This window comes from Wolbachia endosymbiont (group B) of Parapoynx stratiotata (assembly GCF_947250635.1).
Taxonomy (GTDB): Bacteria; Pseudomonadota; Alphaproteobacteria; order Rickettsiales; family Anaplasmataceae; genus Wolbachia.
Genome location: NZ_OX366335.1, coordinates 1,052,505 through 1,073,018 on the forward strand (window position 1 = coordinate 1,052,505; position 20,514 = coordinate 1,073,018).

General features: G+C 35.7%; 21 protein-coding genes. 2 read left to right on the forward strand and 19 right to left on the reverse strand.

All coding sequences use genetic code 11. The features are described from left to right. Positions 1-77: 77 nt before the first annotated feature. The 19 genes from OOT12_RS04820 to OOT12_RS04910 form a co-directional block, all read right to left on the reverse strand. Positions 78-344 carry a phage tail assembly protein gene (locus OOT12_RS04820; RefSeq protein ID WP_264685204.1) on the reverse strand — a complete coding sequence of 89 codons (267 nt, stop codon included), beginning with the start codon at positions 342-344 and terminating at the stop codon, positions 78-80. 210 nt (positions 345-554) lie between these two features. Beyond that, positions 555-1,787 carry an IS256 family transposase gene (locus OOT12_RS04825; RefSeq protein WP_264685173.1) on the reverse strand — a complete coding sequence of 411 codons (1,233 nt, stop codon included), beginning with the start codon at positions 1,785-1,787 and terminating at the stop codon, positions 555-557. 29 nt (positions 1,788-1,816) lie between these two features. Then, positions 1,817-3,100 (reverse strand): group II intron reverse transcriptase/maturase, encoded by a 1,284-nt coding sequence (ltrA, locus tag OOT12_RS04830; protein ID WP_264685205.1) that lies wholly within the window; start codon positions 3,098-3,100, stop codon positions 1,817-1,819. Between the two features lie 583 nt (positions 3,101-3,683). Further along, positions 3,684-3,965 (reverse strand): type II toxin-antitoxin system RelE family toxin, encoded by a 282-nt coding sequence (locus OOT12_RS04835; RefSeq protein WP_264685206.1) that lies wholly within the window; start codon positions 3,963-3,965, stop codon positions 3,684-3,686. Continuing rightward, the gene (locus tag OOT12_RS04840) at positions 3,949-4,149 is read right to left on the reverse strand and encodes a hypothetical protein (protein ID WP_007303020.1); all 201 of its coding nucleotides are present in this window, start codon (positions 4,147-4,149) and stop codon (positions 3,949-3,951) included. Before OOT12_RS04840 ends, OOT12_RS04835 begins: the two co-directional genes overlap by 17 nt. A 61-nt stretch (positions 4,150-4,210) precedes the next feature. Continuing rightward, positions 4,211-4,708, reverse strand: a complete 498-nt coding sequence (locus OOT12_RS04845) for a phage major tail tube protein (protein ID WP_010082216.1) — start codon at positions 4,706-4,708, stop codon at positions 4,211-4,213. Positions 4,709-4,719: 11 nt separating this feature from the next. Next, entirely contained in the window at positions 4,720-5,907 is a 1,188-nt protein-coding gene (locus tag OOT12_RS04850) for a phage tail sheath subtilisin-like domain-containing protein (RefSeq protein ID WP_174515985.1), read from the reverse strand. Next, positions 5,900-6,460 (reverse strand): hypothetical protein, encoded by a 561-nt coding sequence (locus tag OOT12_RS04855; protein ID WP_155968663.1) that lies wholly within the window; start codon positions 6,458-6,460, stop codon positions 5,900-5,902. The genes OOT12_RS04850 and OOT12_RS04855 overlap by 8 nt, the downstream gene beginning before the upstream one ends. Before the next feature lie 6 nt (positions 6,461-6,466). After that, positions 6,467-7,888, reverse strand: a complete 1,422-nt coding sequence (locus OOT12_RS04860; RefSeq protein ID WP_264685207.1) for a hypothetical protein — start codon at positions 7,886-7,888, stop codon at positions 6,467-6,469. Beyond that, entirely contained in the window at positions 7,885-8,079 is a 195-nt protein-coding gene (locus tag OOT12_RS04865; protein WP_141457048.1) for a hypothetical protein, read from the reverse strand. Before OOT12_RS04865 ends, OOT12_RS04860 begins: the two co-directional genes overlap by 4 nt. A 4-nt stretch (positions 8,080-8,083) precedes the next feature. Further along, positions 8,084-9,268, reverse strand: a complete 1,185-nt coding sequence (locus tag OOT12_RS04870) for a hypothetical protein (protein WP_264685208.1) — start codon at positions 9,266-9,268, stop codon at positions 8,084-8,086. 14 nt (positions 9,269-9,282) lie between these two features. Further along, complete coding sequence (locus OOT12_RS04875; protein ID WP_264685209.1) at positions 9,283-11,220, reverse strand: DUF4815 domain-containing protein; 1,938 nt, start codon at positions 11,218-11,220, stop codon at positions 9,283-9,285. A gap of 15 nt (positions 11,221-11,235) precedes the next feature. Next, positions 11,236-11,937 (reverse strand): hypothetical protein, encoded by a 702-nt coding sequence (locus OOT12_RS04880; protein WP_264685210.1) that lies wholly within the window; start codon positions 11,935-11,937, stop codon positions 11,236-11,238. 83 nt (positions 11,938-12,020) lie between these two features. Then, positions 12,021-14,069: an AAA family ATPase gene (locus OOT12_RS04885; protein WP_253303056.1), complete on the reverse strand. Its 2,049-nt coding sequence runs from the start codon at positions 14,067-14,069 to the stop codon at positions 12,021-12,023. Positions 14,070-14,086: 17 nt separating this feature from the next. Continuing rightward, positions 14,087-15,334 (reverse strand): AAA family ATPase, encoded by a 1,248-nt coding sequence (locus OOT12_RS04890; protein WP_264685211.1) that lies wholly within the window; start codon positions 15,332-15,334, stop codon positions 14,087-14,089. Further along, positions 15,319-15,819, reverse strand: a complete 501-nt coding sequence (locus OOT12_RS04895; protein WP_019236461.1) for a hypothetical protein — start codon at positions 15,817-15,819, stop codon at positions 15,319-15,321. Before OOT12_RS04895 ends, OOT12_RS04890 begins: the two co-directional genes overlap by 16 nt. A 37-nt stretch (positions 15,820-15,856) precedes the next feature. Beyond that, positions 15,857-16,645: an AAA family ATPase gene (locus OOT12_RS04900; protein ID WP_264685212.1), complete on the reverse strand. Its 789-nt coding sequence runs from the start codon at positions 16,643-16,645 to the stop codon at positions 15,857-15,859. A gap of 11 nt (positions 16,646-16,656) precedes the next feature. Further along, positions 16,657-17,478 carry an ATP-binding protein gene (locus OOT12_RS04905; RefSeq protein ID WP_174515993.1) on the reverse strand — a complete coding sequence of 274 codons (822 nt, stop codon included), beginning with the start codon at positions 17,476-17,478 and terminating at the stop codon, positions 16,657-16,659. A 99-nt stretch (positions 17,479-17,577) separates the two neighbouring features. Further along, positions 17,578-18,066, reverse strand: a complete 489-nt coding sequence (locus OOT12_RS04910) for a sigma-70 family RNA polymerase sigma factor (protein WP_174515994.1) — start codon at positions 18,064-18,066, stop codon at positions 17,578-17,580. Between the two features lie 590 nt (positions 18,067-18,656). On the opposite strand from OOT12_RS04910, the gene OOT12_RS04915 reads away from it, so the two are divergent. Beyond that, the gene (locus tag OOT12_RS04915) at positions 18,657-19,118 is read left to right on the forward strand and encodes a crossover junction endodeoxyribonuclease RuvC (RefSeq protein WP_174515997.1); all 462 of its coding nucleotides are present in this window, start codon (positions 18,657-18,659) and stop codon (positions 19,116-19,118) included. 103 nt (positions 19,119-19,221) lie between these two features. Next, the gene (locus tag OOT12_RS04920) at positions 19,222-20,442 is read left to right on the forward strand and encodes a DNA modification methylase (RefSeq protein WP_264685213.1); all 1,221 of its coding nucleotides are present in this window, start codon (positions 19,222-19,224) and stop codon (positions 20,440-20,442) included. Positions 20,443-20,514: the final 72 nt, after the last annotated feature.

A 20,514-nucleotide genomic window follows, 5' to 3' on the forward strand; every position in this document is an offset into this window, starting at 1 on the left:
AAACTCTTTTGTACTCATATTAATAATTTGCTCAATTCCACTTCCTGTTGTTGAGCTAAGTTTTAAAATATTGAATCTTAACTCCTCTGTTCCAGCGGCGACAAAAAACCTTTTAGCACCTTCTGTATTTCTACATAATCTTTAATACATAAATCTTCAACTACTTCTTTTGGTACGGATGCTAGATTAGCAATTAAAGCTACTTCTTTTAAAGCTTCGCCTTCTATGCGTTCTATAGCAAGTAAATCTCTTACTTTAGGTTCACGTATCGATAATTCTGAGACAGAAATTCCATCAACTGTTATTGGGTTATTAAGTGTTATAGCTTGTTTGGTAGAAGTCATAGTTTTAAATCCTCCTGATTAAGTTTTATCGCTATGACTCCCCCACCAGAACCGTGCTTGCAGCTTTCCCGCACACGGCTCCACAATGTAGTATTCACAGCATTTCCTATTTTGTATATAATGAGTAGCATATTCTTGGTTTTGGTAATGGATTAACTTGTAGATAGTGTATAAATGGGAACGTTCAAAAAAGTGTGTCAAGCCGCATTTTTAGTTCAACTCAATTTTCAATCTATCTGGAAAGAAAATATCAAGTTGAGAAATAGTTAAAGCCCAATTAGGGAGAGCCATAATCCACTTTTGCTCTACCTTTTTTATAGCACAATATACCTGTTTGTACAAGGCATTTGTACTAGTAAATGAACCCTTAGTTTTAGTAAATTTCCTGATTTGTCTATGCAACCCCTCAATTGGATTGGTGGTGTAAATCAGCTTCCTAACTTGCCCAGAATACTTAAAATAACTGGATAAGTTTTCCCAATTGTTCTGCCAGGATTTTATAACTAAAGGATACTTCTCTCCCCATTTTTCTTCCAGCTCAAGCAGATAATTCTCAGCGATCTCTTTACTTGAAGCACGATATATTTTTTTCAAATCATTCATGAAAACTTTTACATCTTTGCTAGATACATATTTCAGTGAATTCCTTATCTGATGCACTATACATAGCTGTACTTCTGCCTTAGGAAACACACTATTTATAGCCGCAGGAAAGCTTTTTAGCCCATCAATGCAGGCAATTAGAATATCTTCTACTCCTCGCTCTTTTAGGTCATTTAGAACTCCCAACCAGAAGTTAGCTCCTTCACTTTCAGCCAAATAAAAACCTAATACTTCTTTTCTGCCATTTTGATTTATGCCCAATATATTATACATGCATTTACTTATACAATGTCCGTCCTCCTTGACCTTAAAGAACATGCCATCCATAAACACTATTGGATACACTGATTGCAGTGGGCGGCTGCGCCATTCATTGATTACTGGTAGCAGTTTATCAGTAATACTGGATATCTCTGCTGCTGATATTTTGTGGTCATATATTTCCTCAACATGTGAAGCTATATCTCTGTATCCCATGCCACTGGCATATGTGCTTAAGACCTTTGCTTCAAGTTCTGGATGTAGGCTTGTTTGCCTTTTTTTGACTATTTGCGGTTCAAAGCTTCCTTCTCTGTCTCTTGGTGTTAATAGTTCAAATGAGCCTGAACTTGTACGTAAAGTTTTTGCATTCCTTCCATTTCTTCGGTTATTTTCTTCACTTTTAGCTGACATGTGGCTTTCTATTTCACCTTCCAGACTTGCCTCTAGCAACCTTTTTATAAACGGTGTTAATGCTCCATCTCTTCCTGTCAATGGTCTTCCTTCTCGTATAGATGACAGGATATTTGTTTCTAATTCTTTATAATCTACCAAACCAGTAGTTCTATTTGCTTGACCCATATCAAACCTCCATTTTTTATATCAATTTATTACTTTTTTTTCGGTTTGACACACTTTTTTGAACGTTCCCGTATAAATTGCTTTGAATTCATACTCTTCTTCTGACTACGTCGGTTCATCCATTTATACGCTAGCTTGATTACCCGCCAGAAGAATTTATTCAACCACCGGTAATTTCCGCTAACTCCGAAGTAGTTATAGTGTCCTGTTAGTTTTGCTTTAAGTATTGACCACCAATCTTTAAGGTGAACTTTATTTCGGATCTTTTTCACCCATTCTTTGATTTCTTTAAGTTTTCTAGATAGATTTTCTTTCGAGGTTTTATGACCTACCATTACTCTACCTTTACGACTCCTTGTACCATAATGGGTGAATCCTAGAAAGTTGAAACTTTCCGTTTTTCGTTTCTCCCTTATTCCTTGTTGCCACTCCTTTTTGCCAAACTTTACTATTCTTGTTTTGTCTTCAGATATTTCCAGTCCAAATTTTCCTAGCCTTTGTTTCAGTGACTCTAAGAGTTCTCTAGCATCTTTTTCTCTTTCGCAGCAAATCAGGTGATCATCTGCATACCTAACTAGCTCCATATAACCTTTAGATCTTAGCTTGAATTTCTTTTCAAACCACAAATCCAGCACATAATGCAAGTATATATTAGCTAGTATAGGACTTACTATTCCCCCCTGAGGTGTGCCTAGTTCAGTTGCTTCATAATGTCCTGCTTCGACTACTCCTGCCTTAAGAAATCGTTTTACTAACCACAGTATGTTTGGGTCTGTTATCCGTTCTCTCAAGCATCTCATTAGCCATTTGTGCTGGACATTATCAAAGAATTTCTTGATATCAACTTCTACTACATAGTTAGTTGGTCTGTACATAACTGCTTTATTTAGTGCATTTACCGCTTGATGACAGCTTCTACCAGGACGAAAACCATATGAGTTATCCAGAAAGTTAGCTTCATAAATATTTTCTAATATCTTCTTCAGCATTATCTGGACTAACTTATCTTCTGTAGACGGTACTCCAAGCCCGCGTTTCTCTTTGCTTCCAGCTTTTGGTATATATACTCTTTTCACTGGTTGCGGTTGATATCGCTTTCTTTTCATACTATCCACCAGAGTGTTGAGCTTCTCTTCAAGATTTTCTCCATAAGCTTCTACTGTCACCTGGTCTATACCGCATGCTTTGTTATGCTTTAGCTCTTTATAACATTCAGCAAGATTCTCTGCGTTTATCAGATGAATTAACGATGTAAATTTCAATCGTTTATCTTGCCTGGCTCTTACTGCTATCTGATTTAGTTTTCTTTGCACGTTATTCCAACCTCCGTTGTATTGGCATAGCAATTCCTAAACCAGTCACTATATTGCTGACCGCTTCCCCTTGTATGTGGCTTTCCCACACTCTGAGTACTATCAATCAGTCCGACTTCCTTTATATCTTCCGTCAGTACTCGCCTTTGTTGACTTGTTCCAACGTACCTTAATAGGAATACAAAGGATCTCCCAAGTTTACGTAAACTCCATCTCAACACGTGATACGGCCTCAGATCCCGATAGAGTGAGTGATAACTTGCCCTATTGTTACCCTTCTTGCTGTCTTCCACTATATGCAACGTGTCGACCTCTATGACATCGAGAATTTCGGGACTCAATACCTTCACTTTCGTTGTACCCTGTGTTGTCCATTCCACTAGCTTTACTACGCTCGTTACCTTACGCAGCATAGTGGTTTGTTCCAGCCTGCTGGCTAGGCTTTGCCTGGGTTGGATTTTCACCAACTGGACTTTACGCACTTTGCTTGGCGCACGCATGTTCCTCCTTAAAAAGTTAATTAAATAAAAGTCTATATCGGCTTTTACATAACTAATTTCTTTGTATGGTGCTATAAATAGGATTAGCTTTGATAAGAATCTTTTCTGTGTTCAATTGAAGTAATAACTACTGTATGTTCTGGTGCATCTATATAATAAAGTATACGATAGGTACTCACCCGTAGACTACGTTGTCCACTTAAGTTATGCTTTAATGGCTTTCCAAGTCCAATTGGATCAACTGTTAGACGCTCCATTATTGCCTTCTTAATCATTAACTTTACTTTTGCTGGAAGAGCCGGAATGTCTTTCTTTATAACAGATTCTGAATAGTCTATATTGTAAGGCTTAATCCCAGAAGGCATCTTGATGTTTAACCCTCTTTTCTTTATAGCGTTCGTCAGCAATCTTAGATAATTCCATATCTTCAATTTCTTCTTCCATTAATTCAGTTAATAACTTTAAAACGGACTTGTCTTGAGATTGTGCTACACTAACAAGTAAACCAGTTAGCTGCTCTATGGAATTTGTATGAGCTTTAGAATCCATATTAACTATATACCTACAACTTCTTATATTTTAACATTTTTATGTAATTTTGTCAACCATATTAGATCCCTAGAATCGTTTGTAGCAAGGCCATTTGATCAACGCCATTTATCTTTCTAATCATATTTTCAGCATCGATCTCTATTAATTCATTACCACCTATAGTAAGTTTATAATAATGGGCAGCTACAGTACACTTCAGCGTTGCTTTCTCAGCAGGTTTCCAGTTGCCAAAGTCAAACTCTTTAAAAATGCCTCTTAAATTGATTATTACTGCTTCAATATCATTACCTTGCATTCCTCCACGGAGCGTTAAAGATACTGAGTTTCCATCTATCAAGCCAAAAAGTCTAAATAGTTCTGAATCATACTCAGCGAAAGTAAAGTCTGCTTCAAGTTTCTCCATGCCCATATCAATATTTATTGGAATATCCATACCACCAGCTCTGTACTCTTCGGTTTTTATGGTAAGCTTCGGCAAGGTTATTTCATCTATTTTTCCTGCATAACCCCGGCCATCAACAAATACGTTAAAATTTCTCAGTATTTTCGGTAACACTTTGCTTTCTCCTAACTTATTACACTATTATTTACGAGATGAGATTTGAATGTTATTTGCTCAGCCGGATATGGTAGTGTAAATTCGAAATCAAAATATACTTTCCCGCTTGCAATATTTGTTGGTGTATTGAGCTCTGGAGTTGCATAACATTTTCCGCTAATAATCGCTCCTTGTACTTTTAAATTGGCCAAATAAGAATTCACCCCCTCAATCACATCATCTATATAAGTTTTGGTGATATTGCGATCAACTGCCCATAAATGAGCTCGAAGTAGACTATCATTGATTAAATCTGCAGTCCTTCTCACTGACAGAAAAGCCCATTTTGAGTCATTTGAACATGTTCTATTTCCCCAAAGCCTATAGCCGTTTTGATGAATTATCGTTGTTACTTCATTTTCATTTAAGTGGTTTGCTCTGCAATTTGCATAACCTAAGCTAAAATCAATAGGCCTGCTTGTGCCAACAATACCATTTATCTCTTTATTTGAAGGTGAATGCCAGAAGCCTTGTTCGCTGTCTATTTTAGCTATTAAACCAGCTACAAATGGACTCGATGGCAAGATTTTTTCTTTTCCTTCAATAAATAACTTAATCCATGGGTCAACTACGTAAACTCTTGAGCTGCCTACACTTTTTCTCCATTTTATTGCTTCTTCATCATTAGTATTTGGTCCGTCTGCAACAATAATTGCTCTTAATTTTTCTGCTATGGAAATTAAAGCACTCACTACTGGATTTACTCCATCTATTTCAGGTAACTGATGAGTAAACTGAGGTGCAATTAATATTCTTGGAGCAACATGAACTATACTTTCACTACTGAGGAATGCCTCTATCCCTTGATATTCTCCAGTCTCTTTATCAACTCCACCGATTATACTTTGAATAGTTTCACTTTCTTTGAGCTTTGGATCGCTGTTTTCACTTTCTTTAACTCGAATAACTACTACTGTTGCACCAATCTGGGAAAATATTCCATTTATTGCAGAAGGTAAACTGCCACTCTTTCCGAGCTTTGCTGCTTCCTTTAAGCTTCCTGCAACTAACACTGGTTTATTTAGCGGAAATTTTTGCTCATCTGCTTCAGGTGCAGTACCAATTACACCTATCACTGATGATTTAGCTGTACGTACTGTCTTTGCTCCTGAGGTTACCTCAATAACATTTACGCCATGTAAAAATTCTTCAGCCATTTCTTTGTATTTTCTTCCTGAAATCATCTAGCAAAGTCTGTAGCTCATTTTCACTTTTGGCTTCTTCAATCTTTCTTTTGGCTAAATCTTCAAGCTCTTCACATTTAATTATTGCTTTTACTGCTTTTTTCACTTTTTCCTCAATTATTCTTGCCATTTCAATAACCGTAATACCACGGACTTTTGCTAAAGGTTCTATAATTTCTTTATCCTTTTCATCTATAGATTCTGGTGCTGCTAGAATGCTTTTTGCGGCTTCCGCTTGAATCTCATAAGATTTAGCTTTTTGGTGAGAATGACCTGCATATTGGTGAGTATGATTATCATAATAGAAACGCATACTATCAAATGCACAAAGCTTCGCATTATCCAGTAACTCCTTTTGTATATCTTCTTTAGTACGCTGAGCAATTTTTCCTCCTTCTGTTAAACAATAGCTTTTTTGCCAATCAAAATCTTCTGGTGCTTCATACCAATCATTTTCAGTTGGCTTGCTTTCAAGTGTTGTTGTTTCTACTTGTTTATCATTTTCAAATCTAATGTAGATAGACATTGTTTGTTACCTCCAAATCTCATACGTGTTAGATAATCCTGGACATTGCCAACCCCTGAGCGTCCTTTCCACATCTACCTCAAGCCCTGTGGTGAGAAAATTGCTACGTATGTTATAAATCCCCCACTGAATAAATTGACCATAGTTGTGTACATAATTTGATGCAAGCATACCTTGACTAACTTGTGTTCTGGAATACAGATAAGATGATGTGTAAAGTAATATTGCAACTGTTTTTCCTGCTGGAATCTCCACATTACCAGATCCGGCTAACTTGCTATCAGAACTCGTGTATTGGTAAACATTTTTCCATACTATTTTTGAAATACTTGATTTATTAGAATTAGTGTTATCAGGAGTTCCCACAAATAATCCTGCTCCCCCATACTCCGTACTCGAATACGATGATCCAACAAATTCCATTGTCTTATTTATGTTCACATTGGTTGTATTTTTTACAAATACTACTCCAAGTGCAGCATACGGGTAATAGTATATCTCATCATAACTACCCGAAAAACTTTTTGTGCATAACTCTCCGTAAATAAATGTTCCTTTACTTCCCTCTATAAAACTTAGTTGTCTTGGCCGATAAAAACTAACGTAATCTGTATTGTACGTATGGCTACCTGCTAGTAGTTGTAACATATAGTCAGTTTTTGTTATATCACTACTCCACTTTCCAAGCTCTGTCGTAAAAGTTCCGTGGCCAAAATAATTATTTTTTCTGCCAAGTACACCAAATAAGAAAGGTAATGACCCTGGTTCAACCATGTTGCGCTTTCTTATTTCATTTATAAGAGACACTTTTAACTGTTCATCCCGAGTTTTTACCTCATTCAGGATGTTTTCAATTCGAGTTTCTATTTCCCCAATAATTGATGAGCCAGATGGTACATTATTAACAGCACGAAAATCTTCTACTAAACCTTTAAGACCATCTTTATGACTATTACTAATGCTATTTATTGCTGCAATATTGGCATTCTTTCTCGTATCAAGTAGCGATAAATTTGTTGTTCCTTTTTCATCAATTCTCTTTAATAACTGCTTCTCTGATTCAGAGATCACTGCTAAAGAACTAGCTTTTTTATTATCCAGATCAGTTAAGTGTTTTTTTGCACTATCAAGAAGTTCTTTTAGCTTACCATCAGTCATCTGTACAATTTCAGAAACTGCACTTTTGTCGACTATTGATTCCAATGCTTTAGCAAGATATGCTAATTGATCTGGTGTACTGTTTGCTGCTAAATCCTTAAGCCTCTTTTGTAGTGCATCAATTATTTCTTTTACTTTAGTCATTTGCGCAATATCAGAAATAGCTTTTTTATCTGCTATCAATTCCAGCGATTTTGCAAGATATGCCAGTTGATCAGGTGTGCTATTTGCTGCTAAATCCTTTATCCTTTGGTATATTGCTTCTTTCATTTCCAAAAATTTAAAAAAGTCTCAAAATTAAACCGCTCAAAATTACTCTTAAGTTGATTATGCTCATCTTCTCTTTCGGTAATATCTTCATCTATTTTCTTAATTGTGGTACGGATACGAACAACATCCTGCACAGCAATATTTTCTGGATGTGGTAGTGGATACCCTCTGCTTGTTTTATCATCTGACATTCTGCTAAGTGATAATGATTCGTAGATTTTTGACTTTAGGGCGATAAACAACCGTTCCACTCAAAGCTAATTTTACCCTTGTCTCATTACCATTAAAGTTTGTTAGCACATGAGTTCTCTCTACCAAATTTTCTCCAATTGGTTTTCCTGATGTTAAATTTACTAATTGCCAATCCACGTTTTTTTGTACATACGCTTTAACATCTGCAGTGCCAGGTATCAGCGCATCATATGTTATGGTAATCTTAGTGTTAGCTCCTGCTGTAATGCTTCTAGTTACATAATCTGCACTCTTAGAAAGATTACCCATAACTAGCTGTAACCCAGGATATAGCACTGGACTTTTCTCTCGCCCTCCTTTTAGGCTTGCTTTTACCGTTAATTCCCCATTTATTCTTTCACGCAGTGCAAGCGGCAAATTATCAGACAAAAAGTTTTCTCTTCCCTCTTCATCTGTTAAGATAAATTCTACATTGGTATCAAATGCTACTTTTTCGACGTTCGTCAAAACAATTAAATCTGATACATTATTTACAGTAACTTTGCCCAGGTCAACAACATGAGAAACTTCACTAAATTTTGCAGCTAGTAGTCGAAACGTTAAATCTAAATTTTGATGTGGAGTCCAGGTGCTTGCATTGCTAGATGACAGTAATGCTCCTACTTGATATGGCTGACTTGTTACCCAACGGCTATTTACTGCATCATACTTGCCAAGCTCTGCTATTTTTACTGCAGTATCTGCATCATCGGTAAGTAAAACTATTGCATATTCTCTGCCAGCTTCACACCAGACAGGAGACCAAGTAATACGTGTTGCTGTGCCATCTATCTTTATATCTTTTGGCTCAATATAGCTTTCAGCAATGACAGTCTGCGAGGGCATTCCCACTGCTGTTTCTCTAATCTGCACAACAACACGTTTTTTGCCTTTATTTATAAACCATAACTCTAGACCTCCTATGTGTCTGCTCTCATTTAAAGTAAATGTTTGCGCTAAAGGATCAACTCTTCTTGCTGCGATAACTCTTCTTCTCTCTTCTATGGTAATTGTTTTTTTACCAGTATAAGTTGTCTCTCCATAGCTTCCTTTATTCCCATAAAATTGCACCAATTTAGTACCTGCTGGAATGTTTGCTGGGATTTTTATTTTTCCCTTTAATTTTCCCTGGTTGTTAGCTGTTAACATTTATTTTTCCAATTTTAAGTTATAGGTTGAATGTTTATTCCGTCAAATTTTATTTCTTTAAGCTGCTCACTTGGCTCAAAACCTTCAATTTCAAAATCTTGTACTGCTTCTCTCATAAATTCAGTTTCATATGAAGTACTTGACAGCAGCTCTGTTGTTTCCGTAATATTAAATACTCTGGTTACTGGGCTTTTCCAATTCGTGGTAACCTCCGTCCAGTAATCTATATTTTTATTTAGAGTAATTTGTGCCGGGACTGGATCAAAAGCTTGATATGGATTGATCTTTTCTCCTTTAGTCTGTAAAAGCTGCTCCAGTACCGGTTCAAGTTCATACGGCAACAAATAAGTTTTTTCTCCTCCATCAATATCAGCAATCGTTACATCTATTGGTAAAATTAATTCTTTGTTTACTATTGCTGCAGACTGCGAAATTCCTTGATCACGCATATCATCATCAAAAAACGAATCAACAAATACTCCTTTTTTCGTTGTAGGTTCTCTTGAATTTGCATCACTGCGTAAACGTTCCTGTGCAACCAGCGCATAAAGATCATTTATTCCTTTTTTCATTGCTTCAAGCTCATTCATCGGTACAGCATGAATAGCATTATTCACTATTTTTACCCCTTCTTTTTCTCCGTTTTTCCATGTCTGATGAATGTAGCAGAGCAAAAGTTGTCCGCTAGGTGCTTTAGGCATCGATGGTCTCCAAGAGTGGGAAATTCCTTTTATTCTTCTTACCACCCCTTTGCTATCGATAGTAATTAAATCATAGCGGGGCATTTTCCAGGTGTAATCAATCAAAACCAAGCTGTTATCAACTGCTCCTTTTACTTTGCATCCCTGTTCACTTATATCTTCAGGACTTACATGAGTACGACAGCGGTAAGTTATTTGATAACTACTTCCAGGAGCTGGTTCTTTACCTGGTAATGACCAATCAACATTTCCTGCGTTTAATTTGTAATCTATACTATTTTCATAAATAACATTGCCTTGTTTAACTTGAATAATCTCAAGTACTGCAGAGTCAGGTATTGGATCAACAGCTCCTGAATATGAACCATGAGTAATGGTAATGGTTTTTTGAACGGTTATATCTACTTTTTTAATTTCACTTATTGGAAAATCATTAACTTTAAGTTCCATTACTCTTTGGCTATTTGGCTGAAAAGTATGTGGTTCTGATTCAACTGATTTTATATCCGGATCTTCATCAAAAGAAACACGAATACTGTGAGGAAGTTCAATCTCATAGCCATCAACATGAGCTTTGCCCTCATTAATCACAAATATTTTTTTTCCTCCTTCTCCCTCTTCCTTTTGCAGGAACATTACTTCAAGACCATTTACGACGTAGGAACCATTGGCTTCTTTGTCATAACGAGCAAGAGCAGTAGTTACTATATTTGCTTGTGGTGGCGGTGAATGTTCTATCAATACTCCATTTTCAATGTTATAAATTGGATAAAATTCGCCATTTACAGAAAAAGTGGAAGAAACACCTTCTGCTTGATAACCCCAAATGGTGGAAACTTTAAGTCTTGCAGCTCCTACTTCTTGATAATTACGTGTACCAACAGCAGGATCACGAAGATTTTCGTCCTCAAGTTCTGTAATCGTAGATTCTAGATAATAAACACCGATACGCACTGTGGTACTCAGTGGAATAACAAACTCTTTTGCTTCTACTTTTCTAACTGCTCCACGAAGATAGATTTTTCCTGACTCAAGTGTAACTTTACCAGTTTCCCCATCTATAATACAATTGCTTCCTGTTATAACATCGCCATCACGAAATATTGCATCGCCTATGCCTTTAAGCTTAGAGAGAGCATACTCCTGAGTCTCGTTTAATTCTGCAGACTGTAGACCTCTTCCTGCAAGAAACAAGCTTTTTTCGTATTCTTTGTCAGGATTAAAGCGGTTATAATAGCTATTTAAGGTCATCTTTTTTCTCTTTTTCTAAAATGTCACTACAAACGAAAAAGTTTCCCGGGTTGCTGAAGTCCTAATGAGCGGTACTGTATGCTCTAAAACTAATAAGATCCCTGGGTCTTCTATATCTTGTGGTTCAAAATATCTCCGTCCTATAGGTAATTCTTCTTTTACTTTAGTACCAACCATAACCCCTAATTCCCGTATAACTTGATTTGCTGCGTTTGTGAAATCGAAAGTAAATTTGAGATAGAGATTATTAGTTGGTACATTTGAGGGCCTAAACCTTCCAGATGGAGTTATAAGTTCACCGTTTTCATCACCTGTGCAGAATAGCACTTCGTCTGCAGTACGTCTGCCAAGTTCATTGAGCAGCTTTTCAGAAGTTATCAGCTCTGGTGGTGTGCTTTCACTATACTCTACAGTAACTTTATCACTTACTGGAATAGAGCTATTTTCCGTAAGTTTTATTACACCAGTACTGCCATTAACTGTATAGTCAATACTTGGCTGATAAGTTGTTTGCCCTGTAAAAACCTTCACATCTTTAATAGGTTGACGATCAAAAATAGGTTGATGATCAAATTTTATTTCACCCTTAACGAAAGTTTTTTCTACTTTGTGGCTACTTCCAGAGCTTGAATCACCTGTTCCCCAAGCAAGATGGATAGATTGCTTTTTGATGCTGGCTGCTATTGCTGCTCTTCCTGACTGTGTGAGTATTGACATTTTTCCCCCTATATTATATATGTACGGTGAGTTCAAAATTCGTCCGCAAAAATCAAAATATTTTTTTATATCAGGAAAATTTTTTAGGAGAATAGCTCAGCTCCACAGCTAAACTTTCCAACACCGCGAGCAAATGGTCCGCTAGGAATGTCAAGCCATTTATCTTCTTTTGAACCAGTAGCCATTCCTTTAACCAACTTCCGTGCTTGTAACAGCTCTTGAACTATACGCTCCATTCTATCTCTTCCTATACTGTGAAACTCCTCAGGTAGTCTATGCCGCTGTTTATACACTCCTGTACTTCCTGTATGGGTAAATGGATGTCCAGAAATTGCTGCTCGTGTAATTGCAGTTATAAGATGCTGCTTTGAATCTTTTTCGTTCATATTTTTTATTCTTAATCTTTCAGTTATGTCCTCTAACAATCCTGTTTCTTCATTTCTTAAATAAGTGCGTAAAGTGCGATCAGCCAAACCGTTTGCTTTAACAATTGCTCCATAAAATAATGCGTTCTGTCTTACAGATTCTCCTATTGATTTAAAAATTGTCGGTTTAGCTGCATCTTCCACAGACCAAAAAGCGTATGAACACCTAACACCATTAACAAGAGCAGATGTACCTCTAATGGCATCACGTGCTTGCTCAACAGTCGATATAGGTTTTTCACTTTTTGGCTTTCTCATATGATGGGCAGTAATTATTGATGCTCCAGTGCTACCTGCTAAATCAGATAATAAAGACATCAAATAATCGCCTACGGCTGGGTCAGTATTTAAATCAGCATGCACGAATGATGCAAGTGGATCAAATACGATTAATTTTAAGTCTTTTATTTTATTAAGTTGTTTTGTTATCGATTCAAATTCAGGAGAAGTCTCTATCACTTTACCTGAAACACTCTTTATGATTGTAAGTGATCCACTAACATTTGGTAATGGTACGATAAAGAGCCTATCTTTATATTTTAATCTCTCGCATTGTGAGTCAAGACGCTCCAAACGACGATGTATTTCACTCATATCATCTTCTGCTGAGAAAATTACCACAGATCCATGTTCAGTAACTAAAGGACCAAAACCACATGGCTGATCTTTTCTACTCGCAACTTTCAGTGCTAAATCAAGCAGAAGCATACCTTTACCAGTATCTCCCATTGCAGCTAGAATAGATGTCACTCCTAAAGGAAATAACCCTTCAACAAGAAACTTTTGCTCTGGTACTGGACCTATAAAACGTTCTATGCTCCATTCTTGAATATTAAGCAATTGCTTAACAATTACTTTTCTCGAGTTACTTTCAATGAATTCAGAAATATCTATATTTGCTTGTATGCCGTCTGCCGCATCCCATCCCTTTGGTTTATTTTCCGGTATTTCAAGAAGAGTAAGTGATAAAACACCAAGAAAAGTAAGCTTTTTCACAACTTTCTCAGCATATTGTTTACCTGGTTCATCATTGTCTGGCCAAATAATAACATGCTTACCCTTAAGTGGTGACCAGTCTGTTTTTTCTATTGGTGCATTTGCTCCTAACATTGCAGTTGTGGCAGTCATACCTTGCTCTATCAGAGCATCTGCACACTTTTCACCTTCAACTAAAATTACCTTATCAGATTTCATGATACCTGGAATATTATATAAAGGCCTGGTCTCTGGTAGAGTAAAACTAGACCTTTTTACATCAAAAGGAAGATATCTTTTTCCTGAATCAGTGTTATAACGATAAACTGTAACAATCACTTGATCACTTTTATCGTAATAGTTCCATGATGCCGTTGGTTGCCCCAGAGTGTTATTTTTTTCCGAATAACCAATCCACTTAGCAATATCTTCTATCGTATCAGTAAATTGATTTTTTCCAGTAACAGCAGCCCAAAGATCAAAAATATCTCCTCCTTCTCCGGTAGAAAAATCATGCCATAATCCGGCTTTACTGCCAGTTAACTCCACTATCATACTTTGTCCTTTATTGCCTTGTAGATCACCTACATAGAACTTATCACCACGAAAAGTTCCTCTTGGCAGTAAATAAGAAAGACATGACCTTATATTTGATAGGAGTTGAGTTCTTAACTGTTCTTTCTTCCCTAATAATTTATAATGTCCATTTCTTTGTGAACAATAAATATCCATACCTACCTGAAGAATTTTTATGTTCTAGCTATAACGTTAGCAGATTTCCAACATCCATTAATCTTGTTGATGAATTTTGTTGGTATAGATCTACCGTTTCTAAGTTCATATACTACTTGCAAGATATTTGTACGTTTATTGGGTTGAAATATTACTATTCCAGATGTATAAAAACTTCTTAAAGCATTAGCACCAACGAGAGCTTGAAATGGATTCTTTTCCAATGTAGAGGTAGATACTTTTTTGGTGTGATTTGTGATGATTATTCCAGCCATAGGATTAATCTTGGAACGTAGTTTTTCTATTGCATGCTGTAGACCATAGTTAACGTAATTATAAGGAGAATCAATCACAACTAAATCAAACTTTTCCTCTACCATATTTTTTTTTTCTATACCTTCTTCATTTAAGGTCAAATTCATCTTGTTCGTCACAACTAAGTTTTCTGTTGCTAAATGAGGAAGTTTGTTGAGTTGTTGTATACGTTCTCTAATATAATCATATTCCATTTCATTTTGTAGATAGAATATTTTTAGCGGTCTTGTAGGTTTCATGCCAAGAAATGATCTTCCTGCTGCCAGATGTGCTAATAGAGAAAGAAGAAAATGACTTTTGCCAATCTTTGGAGTACCACCTATGACCAAAAGACCACCTGGTGTCAAAATTCTTGGGCCTATTATATCTTGTGGCATTGGTGATTTGTCATTTAAGTAATGATTTACAGAAAATGCTTTTCCTTCGTTTTGTTTTTCTTGTAATATGGAACTTCTTTCATCTTTACCGTTCAACCATGTTTCAGCAGAATCTATATTACCTTTAACTAAAGTCCAAAGGTCTATTATATTTCCTTTCTTTTCTTCGATCAGGTTGTACCAATTTCCTGCATTTTCTCCTTCCATTTCAACTATTATCTTATTTCCATTTCTACTTCCAATATAGAATTTATCTTGGTAAGATTTGCCATCAGGCAACAAATAAGATAAACAATCTTTGATATTATTAATTAATAACGATTTTATTTTCAAAGCATTTTTAGATGAAAAATCCATAAAATTCTCCTTGTTTATTCCAAATTTGTTCAACATATTTTTTAGACGTTTAAAGTCAAGATTAGCCAGCTCACAAACAGTTTCAAAAGATCGTGAGCGAATCCATTGACAAGCCTCTTTTTTAAGTTTAGGGTTTTTTCCTGCTGCATCCTGAATAGCTCTAGTAATAACAGCAGCCCACAACTTTCCTTCGTCATACTTCAAAATGGCAACCAATCATCTTGAAAACTTTTTTGTAATTCTGGAGTAATAACTGTAGTAATCCTATTTCTATCTCCGTACGTATTATTAGTTTCAACGCCTACTTTCGCTGTAAACTCTAAATCGTTGAAATCAGCTATAGAGTTTATTCTTCTAGCAGTAACTGCTTTCTCTGAAGTGTCATTTGCATGAATATTTCTGGATGATTCCAAAATACTACGCAGCATAGAACGTCCAGATTCTCCCCAGATGTCTTCTTCACCTTCTGCTTTGCCATTTTTGATACCTATAATCTGAAAAATCTTGCGTTTTGCATATGGGCCTTCAGTGACGGTAAATTCTACATTTAAATAGATACTGCCAGTAGTGTAGTTTTTAGTGAACCAATTTTCATAACCTCCAGGCTTTATTGCCATTTTTACCTTGACTATTGTACCTTTCGGTATTAAACTGCTCTGCAGTTTTGCATTATTAAAATCAGTTAAAAAATCTTGTAGCATACGCTCTCCTATAAGTTGACTTTAAAGTGAAAGTTAGCTATTCCATTAGCTGCCAATGACCATTTATCTTATCGACAAGTTTGTTTGGCACGCGTTCACCATTGCGAAGCTCAAATACTATCTGGCGTGCACTGCTTTCTTCATCATGAGCAAACATCACCATACCAGTACTGTAAAATCCACGTAAAGATCCAGCACCACTTAGGCCTTGAAATGGATCTTCTTCGAGCATCTTTTTTGATAATTTTTTTGTATGATGAGTAAGTACAATACAAGCATCTGGATTGATAGCACTGCGTAGCTTCTCAAGAGTCTTTTGCAGAAAGAACAGCATAGCACTATTATCATTTTCATTCCCATATTCACTGCTAAAGATGTTACGTAATGGATCTATGGCCAAAACATCAGGTTTAAAGCGTTCATTTACAATCTCCTTAATTTCACTTATTTCATCATGATTAAATGATAAGTGCACTTTTGGCGTAATGATTAAGTTGTTAGCAGCTACATTCAAAAGTTCATTATCAAGTTGTTGCAAACGTTCTTTCATATATTCATATTCAATTTCAGTTTGCATGTAGAAAATTTTTAAAGGTCTATTTGAAGCCATACCAAGAAAAGAAACACCTGCAGCCATATGAACGAGCCATGAAATCAAAAAGTCGCTTTTGCCGATTTTAGGTGGGCCACCCAGTACCAATAAGCCTCTTTTTGTTAAAATTCTTGGTGAGATTATATCCTCTGGTGTTGGCGATCGATCGTCCAAGTATTCTTTCACACTGAAAAAAGGAATTTTTTGACCAATAGTTAAAAAGTTTTGTAGCATATAATAACCTCCTATATGTTGGGCGTGACAGGTTGAATTGCAAAAGCTTTAGTTTTAATTTTTGTAAGAAGTTTTCCTAGATGCGGTTCTTCAACCATATTAAGGCAACCACTTCGATCTTTAGCAGGATATCCCCAAGAATTAATCGTCTGACAGACAAATGAACGAACCTCTGTACCATCATCTTTCTTGATTCCAACCATACTAATTACTTCGTCAACTATCCCAGGAATTTCACTTGCAGTTTTAGCTCCTTCACATTGAGGTAGCCAAGTCGAGCGATTGAAATCATCGAGGTATTGTCCAAGAGTTCCAACTGTAATGATGTCTTTATTTGGAATATGTTGAAACTGATTGAGCCAAGCCATCATCTCTTGAGCAAGTAACCCGTAAGCAGCTCTCATATCTTGTTTTCCTGATCTTTCAGAAAAAGCTTCAGGTTGCATTTTTGCCCATAATAGACATAAACGAGAGGCTACTGTAATACTATCGATAAAAATACATCGATACTTGAAAAACTCTGAAGAAAGCTCTTTGTATTTACTGGATACATGCTCATAGTGTCTTTGGCTATATGCTGAGTCAGATTTTAACGCAGGATTAGGACCACCTATGAGACATGCAATATCTCTTGCCTCATTCCAAGTACGAATACTTACAGAATCCCCTTGCCAATCTTGAACAGCAAGTAAACCTGCCTCAAAATCAAGACAAAGTGTTGGTTCATTTATGGTCTTTAAGAGACTAGTTTTACCTATACCATAAGGACCAAAGATGACCATTTTTATACCTGTTTGAACTTTTAGCCGTTCATTGCTGTTCATTATTTTCATTTTTCTCCCAGTACCTAAATATATATGTACGATGACCTAGGCAATTCGTCCGCAATTTGCAAAAAAAATTTTGAGCAAATATAATCGAGAGCTTATAACTTACTCTAAAACTGAGAATTTATCGCGTATTCGTTCTAGTGTGCGATAGATAGTTGTCTTTGGTATTTTGGTTATTATAGAAACTTCAGTAATAGTAAATACCTTAAGTAATTGACATAAATTACTATCTTTTTCAGACAAAGTTGAAATTATATTATTTATATCAGTGCGAATTATCGCTTCGATTTCCGAGTTCCTATGATCTGGAATATCGTCGTTTATATCATCAAAAGTTATATTACGTTTTAGACATAACTGATTGCGTAACATATTGCGAGCACAATAATTAGCTAATCTAGCAACGAAAGTACTAAAACTACTTCTTTTCTCATCGTGCTGGTTAAGATATTGCCAAACCTGACAAAAAAGCTCTTGTTCTATATCTTCGAGACTTTCGTTAATAAAACAGCTTTTGGATTTAAGGCGCGAAGCTTGAAATCTCACATGTTTAACAATTGTAGAATCGATTCCTTGATAAGAATTCTTCATAAAAACTCCAAAAGTTTCATGAATAGAGATTTTTACCAAGACTTTGTATGACTAATTTATTATAAAAAAGTAGTAATAATTTTTTTATCTAAAAGAATAAAATCTTTAAAAATTAAAATAAGATTTAAACGTTTTGATACACTACTGAAGCTACTTTTTCATAGGTAAAAAACTACCAATTTCGTACCTAATTTCTGAATTACTAATTAGTATTTCAGAAAGCAGTAATCGTTAAATTATTGATAATATTGTCTTTTTTATGTTCTATTCCTAAAAGTCGTTTCTAAAGTTAAGTGGCTAAAATCGGCCAGTGAAGAGGACTTACGGATTACTGAAGTCTTATATATATTATATATATATTTAAATACAGGTAAAATATAATATATGATAATATAATAATATAAATATTGGTGTAATATAAGTTATGTAAAATAGCTATTGAGATAAGTAAAAACTTAAATGGTAGGAAAAGGAATATGAAAATTTTTTTTAATTTTTTTTCAAAATTGCGGACGAATTTGCGAGTCATCGTACATATATATTATACAGGGCATTGAACTTTAATTACACAAAGGAGTTTTTGTACGTCGATTTTAACATTAGATCTTGGCAAACAAACGGGCTGGGCAATTCTAACAGATGGAGTAATTGAAAGTGGAAGCAAAAGCTTTCATGGTAGCCGTTTCAGTGGAGGTGGAATGTGTTTTTTAAGTTTTCACAATTGGCTTAATTCTTTGAAACATGAGTTCACTGCAGTGTATTTTGAGGAAGTAAGAAGACATCTAGGAACTGATGCAGCTCATTGCTATGGTGGTTTTCTTGCAGTGCTGTCTGCTTGGTGTGAAGAGAACAATATTCCCTACCAAGGTGTTAATGTTAAAACTATAAAACGCTTTATAACAGGCAAAGGTAATGCAAGTAAGAGTGAAGTTATTGAAGCTGTAAAGGAAAAAGGGGGTTTGCCTAAAGATGATAATGAATCTGATGCTTTAGCATTAATGTTCTATGTTATGGATTTCAGTAAAGATATTAATAAGATGAAAAATCCATAAAAAGTGGGTCCTTTCGGCCATAATGGCGGGTTTGGTGGGTCAGACCCTAGGCCTTCTCTAGCGTCAGATATATTTTGAATATTAACTTTTTAATTATTAAGATATGAATTTAGCAATCCACTACTATCCTACTCGAAACCTAGTTGAATATGAGCGTAACCCACGTAAAAATGACGATGTGGTCAACAGAATGTGTGCTTCTATTCGGGAATTTGGCTTTCGTATACCAATAGTTGCAAAAAGCGATGGAACTGTGGTTGATGGTCATTTAAGACTTAAAGCAGCAAGAAAGCTTGGTATGGAGAGTATTCCAGTGGTTTTAAGTGATAATTTAAATGAACCACAAACTAAAGCTTTTCGATTACTGGCAAATCAATCAGCTAATTGGGCAAAGTGGGATGATGAGCTTTTGAAAGTAGAAATTCAAGAGTTAGAAGATTTACAGTTTGATCTTAAAATGACTGGATTTGAATTAGAAAAAGTTCAACATTTCCTTGATGATTTAGATAGTGAAAAAGAAGATTTTTCTGACTTGGTTGGTGATGACAAAAAGGTAGAAATAACAAAACCAGGTGATCTATGGATTTTAGGTGATCATCGAATCTATTGTGGTGATAGCTCTGTAGTTGAATCATATAAAGCGCTGTTAGATGATAAAATGGCAGACATTACTGTTTGTGATCCTCCATATAATGTTGATTATGGTAGCAGTCAAGAAAGAGAGGATAAAAAGATACTAAACGATAATCAAGGTGAAAAGTATGAGCTTTTTCTCTATGATATTTGTACTCATATTTTAGCATATACTAAAGGTGCAATTTACATCTGTGCATCATCATCAGAGTTTTCAACGTTGCAAAAAGTATTTGAGGAGGCAGGAGGAAAATGGTCAACATTTATCATTTGGGCAAAGAATCATTTTACACTAGGCAGGTCTGATTATCAAAGACAATACGAAGCAATGCTCTATGGGTGGAAAAGGGGCAATAAACGTGAGTGGCATGGAGGTAGAAATCAAAGTGATCTGTGGTTTTATGATAAGCCAATACATAACTCACTGCACCCAACAATGAAGCCAGTAGAGCTAATGGAGAGAGCAATAGTAAACAGCAGCAGATCAGGAGACATAGTACTTGATCCATTTAGCGGTTCTGGAAGTACACTGATTGCATGTGAGAGAACAGGAAGAATTTGTAGGACAATAGAGCTAGATTCAAAATTTGTAGATGTAACCATAAAACGTTGGCAAGTGTACACAGGTAGGGAAGCAATTCTTTCTGGTGCTGGTAAAACTTTTTCAGAGATTCAAGAAGAAAAACAGTAAGAAAAAAGTGGAAAAGATAACGCAAACAGAAATTTAGTAAGCCTTGGTAGTTGTAATATTAATTTACTGGTA

Bases quoted from the DNA above. Each gene is read 5' to 3' on its own strand.
- OOT12_RS04820 (WP_264685204.1), bottom strand. From the start codon at position 344: ATGACTTCTACCAAACAAGCTATAACACTTAATAACCCAATAACAGTT.
- OOT12_RS04825 (WP_264685173.1), bottom strand. From the start codon at position 1,787: ATGGGTCAAGCAAATAGAACTACTGGTTTGGTAGATTATAAAGAATTA.
- OOT12_RS04835 (WP_264685206.1), bottom strand. From the start codon at position 3,965: ATGCCTTCTGGGATTAAGCCTTACAATATAGACTATTCAGAATCTGTT.
- OOT12_RS04840 (WP_007303020.1), bottom strand. From the start codon at position 4,149: ATGGATTCTAAAGCTCATACAAATTCCATAGAGCAGCTAACTGGTTTA.
- OOT12_RS04850 (WP_174515985.1), bottom strand. From the start codon at position 5,907: ATGGCTGAAGAATTTTTACATGGCGTAAATGTTATTGAGGTAACCTCA.
- OOT12_RS04855 (WP_155968663.1), bottom strand. From the start codon at position 6,460: ATGTCTATCTACATTAGATTTGAAAATGATAAACAAGTAGAAACAACA.
- OOT12_RS04860 (WP_264685207.1), bottom strand. From the start codon at position 7,888: ATGAAAGAAGCAATATACCAAAGGATAAAGGATTTAGCAGCAAATAGC.
- OOT12_RS04865 (WP_141457048.1), bottom strand. From the start codon at position 8,079: ATGTCAGATGATAAAACAAGCAGAGGGTATCCACTACCACATCCAGAA.
- OOT12_RS04870 (WP_264685208.1), bottom strand. From the start codon at position 9,268: ATGTTAACAGCTAACAACCAGGGAAAATTAAAGGGAAAAATAAAAATC.
- OOT12_RS04875 (WP_264685209.1), bottom strand. From the start codon at position 11,220: ATGACCTTAAATAGCTATTATAACCGCTTTAATCCTGACAAAGAATAC.
- OOT12_RS04880 (WP_264685210.1), bottom strand. From the start codon at position 11,937: ATGTCAATACTCACACAGTCAGGAAGAGCAGCAATAGCAGCCAGCATC.
- OOT12_RS04885 (WP_253303056.1), bottom strand. From the start codon at position 14,069: ATGGATATTTATTGTTCACAAAGAAATGGACATTATAAATTATTAGGG.
- OOT12_RS04895 (WP_019236461.1), bottom strand. From the start codon at position 15,819: ATGCTACAAGATTTTTTAACTGATTTTAATAATGCAAAACTGCAGAGC.
- OOT12_RS04900 (WP_264685212.1), bottom strand. From the start codon at position 16,645: ATGCTACAAAACTTTTTAACTATTGGTCAAAAAATTCCTTTTTTCAGT.
- OOT12_RS04905 (WP_174515993.1), bottom strand. From the start codon at position 17,478: ATGAAAATAATGAACAGCAATGAACGGCTAAAAGTTCAAACAGGTATA.
- OOT12_RS04910 (WP_174515994.1), bottom strand. From the start codon at position 18,066: ATGAAGAATTCTTATCAAGGAATCGATTCTACAATTGTTAAACATGTG.
- OOT12_RS04920 (WP_264685213.1), top strand. From the start codon at position 19,222: ATGAATTTAGCAATCCACTACTATCCTACTCGAAACCTAGTTGAATAT.